The organism is Cellulomonas sp. B6, assembly GCF_001462455.1.
Taxonomy (GTDB): domain Bacteria; phylum Actinomycetota; class Actinomycetes; order Actinomycetales; family Cellulomonadaceae; genus Cellulomonas.
The window spans coordinates 1-6999 of the sequence record NZ_LNTD01000151.1 but is presented as its reverse complement, the minus strand read 5'-3'; the positions used below and the strand labels follow the sequence as shown (position 1 = coordinate 6999).

Genomic DNA, 6999 nt, shown 5'->3' with positions numbered 1-6999 from the left:
GAGGTCCTCGGGGACGGCGACGGGGTCGGCGGGTGCACCGACGGTCGGCGCCGTCCGGTGCGCGTCGAGGAGCAGGAGGGCGCCGAGGACCGGTGGGTCGAGCGCCGGGGCGCGGCGGATCTCCGTGTAGAGCGCGGCGTCGCAGGTGGCGAGCGCCCGGGAGGGCGTGAGACCGCCGAGCGTGAGGTGGGCCAGCGCCGCCTCGGCCGCGCCGTGGTCGAAGAAGCGCCACAGCTCGTCCACCGCGACCGACAGCGTGCTCGCGAACGGGGCCGGGACGTCGGCCTCGTGGATCTGCTCGACCAGGTGGGCGCGCTGGTCGTCGAGCAGCCGGTCGAGGCTCCCGAACGTGCTGATCAGGTCACCGACGCTCAGGTGGGCCGCGGCGGCGACGTGCGCAAGCTCGACGTGCTCGAGGCCGTGGATCTCCACCTGCGTGAGCGTCGCGCGCAGGATCGACTCGTCGTCCTGGTCGAACGGGCGCCACGACCCGACGAGCACCGACTCCGCGACCGGGACGTCGACGTCGAAGAACGCGCCGACCCACGCGAAGAAGTCTCGCGACTGCTGCGGCGTCAGGTCGAGGAGGCCGGCGTGCCGCGCGCGCCAGGCACCGACGAGCATGCGGAAGAGCGCCTCGTCACGACCGGCGTCGGCGGGCGGGTCGGTCGCCGCCTCGAGCAGCCGTCGGCGCACCTGCGCCCGGGCGTCGGCCGGGTGCGTGGGGGAATCGCGCATGAGCGTTACTGTACCGGACGGCCGGTACAGTTTCGTCCTCGACGCCCCCTGCCGCCTACCCTGACCCGCATGGCCACCATCCGGGACGTCGCGGCCGACGCGGGCGTCGCGCCGAGCACGGTGTCGAACGTGCTGTCGGGCCGCAAGCGGTTCCCGGACGCGACGGTGGCGCGCGTGCTCGCGAGCGTCGAGCGGCTGGGCTACCGGCCGTCCCCCGCGGCGCGCGCGCTGGCGCTGGGGCGGACCAACGTGCTGGGGCTGCTCGCGTCGTACCGGCCGGGCTCGCGCGAGGCCGACGTCGACGTGTTCATGCGGTTCGTGCGCGCGGCGATGTACACGGCGCAGCCGCGCGGGTACGACGTGCTGCTCATGGGCCGCGGCGACGACGAGCTCGCGGGCGACGTGCTGGCCGACGCGCTCGTCGTCATGGACGTGCGGCTGCACGACGCGCGGCTGCCGGTGCTCGCGGCGCTGCCCCAGCCGGTCGTGCTCGTCGGCTGGCCGGCGCAGACGCACGGCCTGAGCGCGGTCGACCTGGACTTCGCCGACGCCGCGCGCACGATGCTCGGGCACGTCGCGGACCTGGGGCACCGCGAGGTGGCGGTGCTCGCGGGCCCGGAGGACTCCGCCGACCCGGACGCCGACGAGCTGTCGTTCCGGCACCGGTTCCGCACCGGGTTCGCCCGCGCGTGCGACGACCGGGGCGTGCGCGGCCGGTTCGGGCCGTGCGCGCGCGGCGAGGTCGCGGCGTGGCTCGACGCGACGCTCGCGGAGCTGCCCGGGCTGACGGCCGTGCTCGTGCTCGACGTCGCGGCGGTCGACGAGCTCGTGACCGAGCTGCACCGGCACGGCCGCTCAGTGCCGCGCGACGTCTCGCTGGTCGCGCTCTCCCCCGTCGAGCAGCCCGTCGCCGGGCACCCGGACCTCACGCTCGTCGACCTGCCCGGCCGCGCGATGGTCGCGCGCGCCGTCGAGCGCGCGCTCGACGAGCTCGCGGGCGCCGCCGCGGGCGCCGTCGACCTGCTGCCGGCGGTCCTGCACCCGGGCGCCACGACGGCCGCACCCAGGCGGGGCTAGCCATCCGCACTGGACGAAGCGAGCCTGCGGACTACGCCTCCCATCGCGACATCGTGCGCTACGCGAGTGGGTGCTGAGGGATTCACCCCCGCCCCCCAGAGCGACTCTGAGTCACAGAACGTTGCCACGGCGGAGTCCACCCCTCTCGCTCACACACGAGCGGGAATGGGTCTACGAGGGCACCCAGGAGCTCTCCGTCGCCTTCATAGATATCCGTTATGCGCATTCCGATCAACTCTAGACCGGTGGCCGCCGTCGAGCCGGCTAGATCCCGACGGATCGCGGCGAAGAGATCCGCGGCGAGTCGCACAATAATCTTCGGCGAGGGCGAAGTCGCAGAGCCGGTGCGGAAGCGCGCGAAAGCTTGCAGGACGTCGTCCGATCCGTAAACCACGACCAGATTCATGAAATCTGTGATGACACGTTCCGAATCCTGCTCCGCGTTCGGCTTCTGCGCGAGCAGATTGCCCAGGTGCTGCAGTAGCGGTTCGTACATTTCGACTTTTTTCGAAGAGAGGCGTTCTTCGAGTTGCCGAAGTCGCACAGCTTCCGCTTCGGCAACCTGCGACCTTCGGGCCGACCTGACAGCAATCGTTGCAGCTGCGATGGACGCGACAGCGGCGATCAACGGCCCGACGAGCGGTGCGAACTCCAAGAGTTTCCTCCTCGGTGTGCTGCGGTTTCGTTAGCACAGATTCGCACAGCGGCGCCTAGTCGCGCCGGCGTACCCGTGGATCTGCACCATTGCCCAACTCGCCGCGTCTTGCCCGTCGCCCCAACGCCGGGGCTGTGGCAGCCACGGCTCCATCAAGTCCAGAGGCGAGGACTAGCGCCGCACCGGGGAAACCTTGCCCCTCAGGCGACGGCAATGACAGGCCGGTCGCCCGACTGGAGCAGCGCCGCGGCCGGCTGCGGGCCACCCCTGCTGCCGACGCGGGCTCCACAGACGGTGCACCGGGTGTTGGCGATGCGCCGCAGACGGGTTAGCGTGCTCGGCGTGGTGAACCGGTTCTCCACAGGAGCGGGACCGGACCCACCGACCGCGGGAGACCCACGTGCAGCACTTCCGGACCGACGGCCGTCGGCTCACCTGGACCGGCGACGGCGAGACGCTCGTCGTCGACCCGTGGGGCGCCGACGCCGTGCGCGTGCGCGCGTCCGTCGCGGGCGACGTGCTCGACACCGACTGGGCGCTGCTGCCCGCACCCGACGGCCCGCCGCCCGCGATCGAGGTCGACGGCACCACCGCCCGCCTCGTGCAGGGCCGGTTGACCGTCGAGCTCACCGCCGGGCAGCACCTCGACTGGCAGGTCGGCTACCAGGTCGCGTGGTGCCGCGTGCGGTTCCTCGACGCGGACGGCCGCGTGCTGCTCGAGGAGCACGGCACCGGCGGCGCGCTCAAGCTGCGCGCGCGGGACTTCCGCGCGCACGTCGGCGGCGACCACCGGCTCGTCGCGAGCTTCACGTCGGACCCCGACGAGCACCTGGCCGGCATGGGGCTCTACCAGCAGGACCTCATCGACCTCAAGGGCAGCACGTTCGAGCTCGTCCACCGCAACTCGCAGGCGTCCGTGCCGTTCGTCGTCTCCAGCGCGGGGTACGGGATGCTCTGGCACAACCCGGCCGTGGGGCGCGCGACGTTCGGGCGCAACCGCACCGAGTGGGTCGCCGAGAGCACGCGCCAGCTCGACTACTGGGTCACCGCGGGCGGCACCCCCGCGCAGATCGCGTCCGCGTACGCCGACGCGACCGGGCACGCGCCGATGATGCCCGAGCACGCGCTCGGCCTGTGGCAGAGCAAGCTGCGCTACGCGTCGCAGGACGAGCTGCTCGAGGTCGCGCGCGAGCACCACCGCCGCGACCTGCCGGTCGATGTGATCGTCGCCGACTTCTTCCACTGGCCGCACATGGGCGACGAGCGGTTCGAGGAGGAGTTCTGGCCGGACCCGGCCGCGATGACCGCCGAGCTGCGCGACCTGGGCGTGGAGCTCATGGTCTCGGTGTGGCCGCAGGTGTCGGTCGACTCCGAGAACTTCGCCGCGCTCTCGCGCGCCAACCACCTGGTGCGCGCCGACCGCGGGCTCGAGGTCCAGATGGCGTTCGGCGGGCCCAGCATGTTCGTCGACGTCACCCACCCGGGTGCCCGCGCGGCGCTGTGGGAGCTGTGCCGGCGCAGCTACCACGAGCACGGCGTGCGGATCTTCTGGCTCGACGAGGCCGAACCCGAGTACGGGCGGTACGACCTCGACAACTACCGGTTCCACGCGGGACCGGGCGCGCAGGTGAGCAACGTGTACCCGCAGCTGTTCTCGCGCACGTTCCACGACGGGCTGCGCGCCGCGGGCGAGACCGAGGTCGTCAACCTCGTGCGGTGCGCGTGGGCGGGCAGCCAGCGGTACGGCGCGCTCGTGTGGTCGGGCGACATCGCATGCTCGTGGGAGGCGCTGCGCCGCCAGGTCGTCGCGGGCGTGCACATGGGCGTCGCGGGCATCCCGTGGTTCACCACCGACATCGGCGGGTTCCACGGCGGCGACGTGCGCGACCCCGCGTTCCACGAGCTGCTGGTGCGCTGGTTCCAGATGAGCACGTTCAGCCCCGTGCTGCGCATGCACGGCGACCGGCAGCCCAGCCGGCCCGTCACCGCGGCCGACGGGTCGTCGCGCATGGCGTCCGGCGCCCCCAACGAGCTGTGGTCGTACGGGCCCGACGTCGAGCGCGTGCTCACCGGCTACCTGCGCGTGCGCGAGGCGCTGCGCCCCTACGTGCGCCGCCTCATGCGCGCCGCGCACGAGGACGGGCAGCCGCTGCTGCGCGGCCTGTTCCACGAGTTCCCCGACGACCCGCACGCGTGGCAGGTCACCGACCAGTACCTGTTCGGCCCCGACCTGCTCGTCGCGCCCGTCGTGCACCCCGGTGCGACGTCCCGCACCGTGCACCTGCCCGCGGGCGCGTCGTGGACCGACGTCCGCACGGGCGAGGTGCACGCGGGCGGCACGCGGGTGGACGTCGAGGCGCCGCTGGCCGTGCTGCCGCTGTTCGGCCGCGACGGCGCGGGCGCCGAGCTGCGCGACGCGCTGCGCGCGGCCTCCTGACCCCGGGCCCGGGCCACCGCCGCACCGGACGCCGACCGCCCCCTCGGCCGCCGTCCGGCGCGGGCGCCCCGGCGTGGGGGCGCGGCCCGGGTCCGGGCCCTGGTGCGGGTACTTGCACGGGTCCGGGCGCACGTACGGGCCCGGTCAGCGGGCGTCAGGGAACCGTCAGGACGCGGTCCGGGCGCACCCGCCGCGGAGCACGCTCGTCGCGGTGACCACGGCGGTCGCCCCGCCCCCGCGGCGGTGACCACGAGGAGCACCCGTGGCCGACCTCGTCCTGCTCGTCCTCACCGGCGGCCTGTTCGGGCTGCTCGCCGCGCTCGTGCGCGGGCTCGCGACCCGGGTGGACCGGCCGTGAGCGGCGAGACCGTCGCCGCCCTCGTCGTGGCCGTGGGCCTCGCGGCGTACCTGCTGCGCGCGCTGCTGCACCCGGAGCGACGGTGAGCGCCGCGGTCGCGGCCTGGCTGCAGGTCGGTCTGCTGGTCGCGCTGCTCGCGGCCGTGCACGTGCCGCTCGGCGAGCACCTGGCGCGCACGTTCACCTCGCCCCGGCACCTGCGCGTCGAGCGCGCGCTGTACCGGCTGGGCGGCATCGACCCCGACGCCGACCAGCGGTGGTCGGTGTACGCGCGGTCGGTGCTCGCGTTCTCGCTCGTGTCCGTCGTGCTGCTGTACGCGCTGCTGCGGCTGCAGGCGTGGCTGCCCCTCTCGCTGGGCCGCGCCGGGCTCGCGCCGACGACCGCGTGGGACACCGCGGTCTCGTTCGTCACCAACACGAACTGGCAGTCGTACTCGGGCGAGCAGGCCCTCGGGCACCTCGCGCAGGCCGCCGGGCTCACGGTGCAGAACTTCGTGTCCGCGGCCGTCGGCATGGCCGTCGCGGTCGCGCTCGTGCGGGGGTTCGCGCGGTCGGGCACCGACCGGCTCGGGTCGTTCTGGGTCGACCTCGTGCGCGGCACCGTGCGCGTGCTGCTGCCGCTGGCCGCGGTCGCGGCCGTCGCGCTGCTGCTGGGCGGCGTCGTGCAGACGTTCGCGGGCCCGCAGACCGTCACGACGCTCGACGGCGGCACGCAGACCCTCCTGACGGGGCCGGTGGCGTCGCAGGAGGCGATCAAGCTGCTGGGCACCAACGGCGGCGGCTTCTTCAACGCCAACAGCGCGCACCCGTTCGAGAACCCCGCGCCGTGGACCAACCTGCTCGAGGTCTTCCTGCTGCTCGCGGTCCCGTTCAGCCTGCCGCGCGCGTTCGGCCGCATGGTCGGCGACCTGCGCCAGGGCTGGGCGGTGCTCGCGACGACCGGCGGCCTGTGGGCCGCGACGACGGCCGTGCTGACGTGGGCCGAGACCCGCGGGTACGGCGCCGTGCCCGCGCTGGCCGGGGCAGCGCTGGAGGGCAAGGAGGTGCGGTTCGGGCCCGCGGCGTCGGCGCTGTTCGCGGCCTCGACCACCGCGACGTCCACGGGCGCGGTCAACGCGTCGCACGACTCGCTCACCGCGCTGGGCGGCGGGACCGCGCTGCTCAACATGGTGCTGGGCGAGGTCGCACCGGGCGGCGTCGGGTCGGGGCTCTACGGGATCCTCGTGCTCGCCGTCCTCACGGTGTTCCTCGCGGGCCTCATGGTGGGCCGCACGCCCGAGTACCTCGGCAAGAAGATCGGGCAGCGCGAGGTCACGCTCGTCGCGCTGTCGGTGCTGACCATGCCCGCGCTCGTGCTGGTGGGCGCCGCGCTCACCGCGGGCGTCCCCGCGCGCGTCGCCGCGTCGGTGCAGGACCCGGGCGCGCACGGCCTCACCGAGGTCCTCTACGCGTACGCGTCGGCCGCCAACAACAACGGGTCCGCGTTCGCCGGGTTCGGCGCCGCGACGCCCTACCAGGACGTCACGCTCGGGGTCGTCATGCTGCTCGGCCGGTTCGTGCCGGTCGTGCTCGTGCTCGCGCTCGCCGGGACGCTCGCGCGGCAGCGCCGCGTACCCGTCACCGCGGGCACGCTGCCCACCCACGGCCCGCTGTTCGCGGGCCTGCTCGCGGTCGTGACCGTCGTCGTCACGGCCCTCACGTTCGTCCCGGCGCTCGCGCTGGGCCCCGTCGCGGA

At 74.1% G+C, this 6999-nt stretch carries 6 protein-coding genes; 4 read left to right on the top strand and 2 right to left on the bottom strand.

Translation table 11 applies throughout. The features are described from left to right. Positions 1–738, bottom strand: a 738-nt coding sequence (locus tag ATM99_RS13650; protein WP_150118292.1) for a hypothetical protein, incomplete at its 3' end; no start/stop codon positions are given. Positions 739–807: 69 nt separating this feature from the next. Here ATM99_RS13650 and ATM99_RS13645 point away from each other — a divergent pair. Continuing rightward, complete coding sequence (locus ATM99_RS13645) at positions 808–1815, top strand: LacI family DNA-binding transcriptional regulator (RefSeq protein WP_062103426.1); 1008 nt, start codon at positions 808–810, stop codon at positions 1813–1815. 82 nt (positions 1816–1897) lie between these two features. Here ATM99_RS13645 and ATM99_RS13640 read toward each other — a convergent pair whose 3' ends face one another. Continuing rightward, positions 1898–2470, bottom strand: coding sequence for a hypothetical protein (locus tag ATM99_RS13640; protein WP_150118291.1), 573 nt, complete (start codon positions 2468–2470; stop codon positions 1898–1900). Positions 2471–2870: 400 nt separating this feature from the next. Between ATM99_RS13640 and ATM99_RS13635 the strand changes: the two genes are divergently transcribed. The 3 genes from ATM99_RS13635 to kdpA form a co-directional block, all read left to right on the top strand. Then, positions 2871–4907 (top strand): TIM-barrel domain-containing protein, encoded by a 2037-nt coding sequence (locus ATM99_RS13635; RefSeq protein ID WP_062103424.1) that lies wholly within the window; start codon positions 2871–2873, stop codon positions 4905–4907. Between the two features lie 354 nt (positions 4908–5261). Continuing rightward, entirely contained in the window at positions 5262–5351 is a 90-nt protein-coding gene (gene kdpF, locus ATM99_RS19395; protein WP_160309413.1) for a K(+)-transporting ATPase subunit F, read from the top strand. Next, a partial coding sequence (gene kdpA / locus ATM99_RS13630) for a potassium-transporting ATPase subunit KdpA (protein ID WP_062103423.1) occupies positions 5348–6999 on the top strand: 1652 nt, incomplete at its 3' end. The genes kdpF and kdpA, both read left to right, overlap by 4 nt.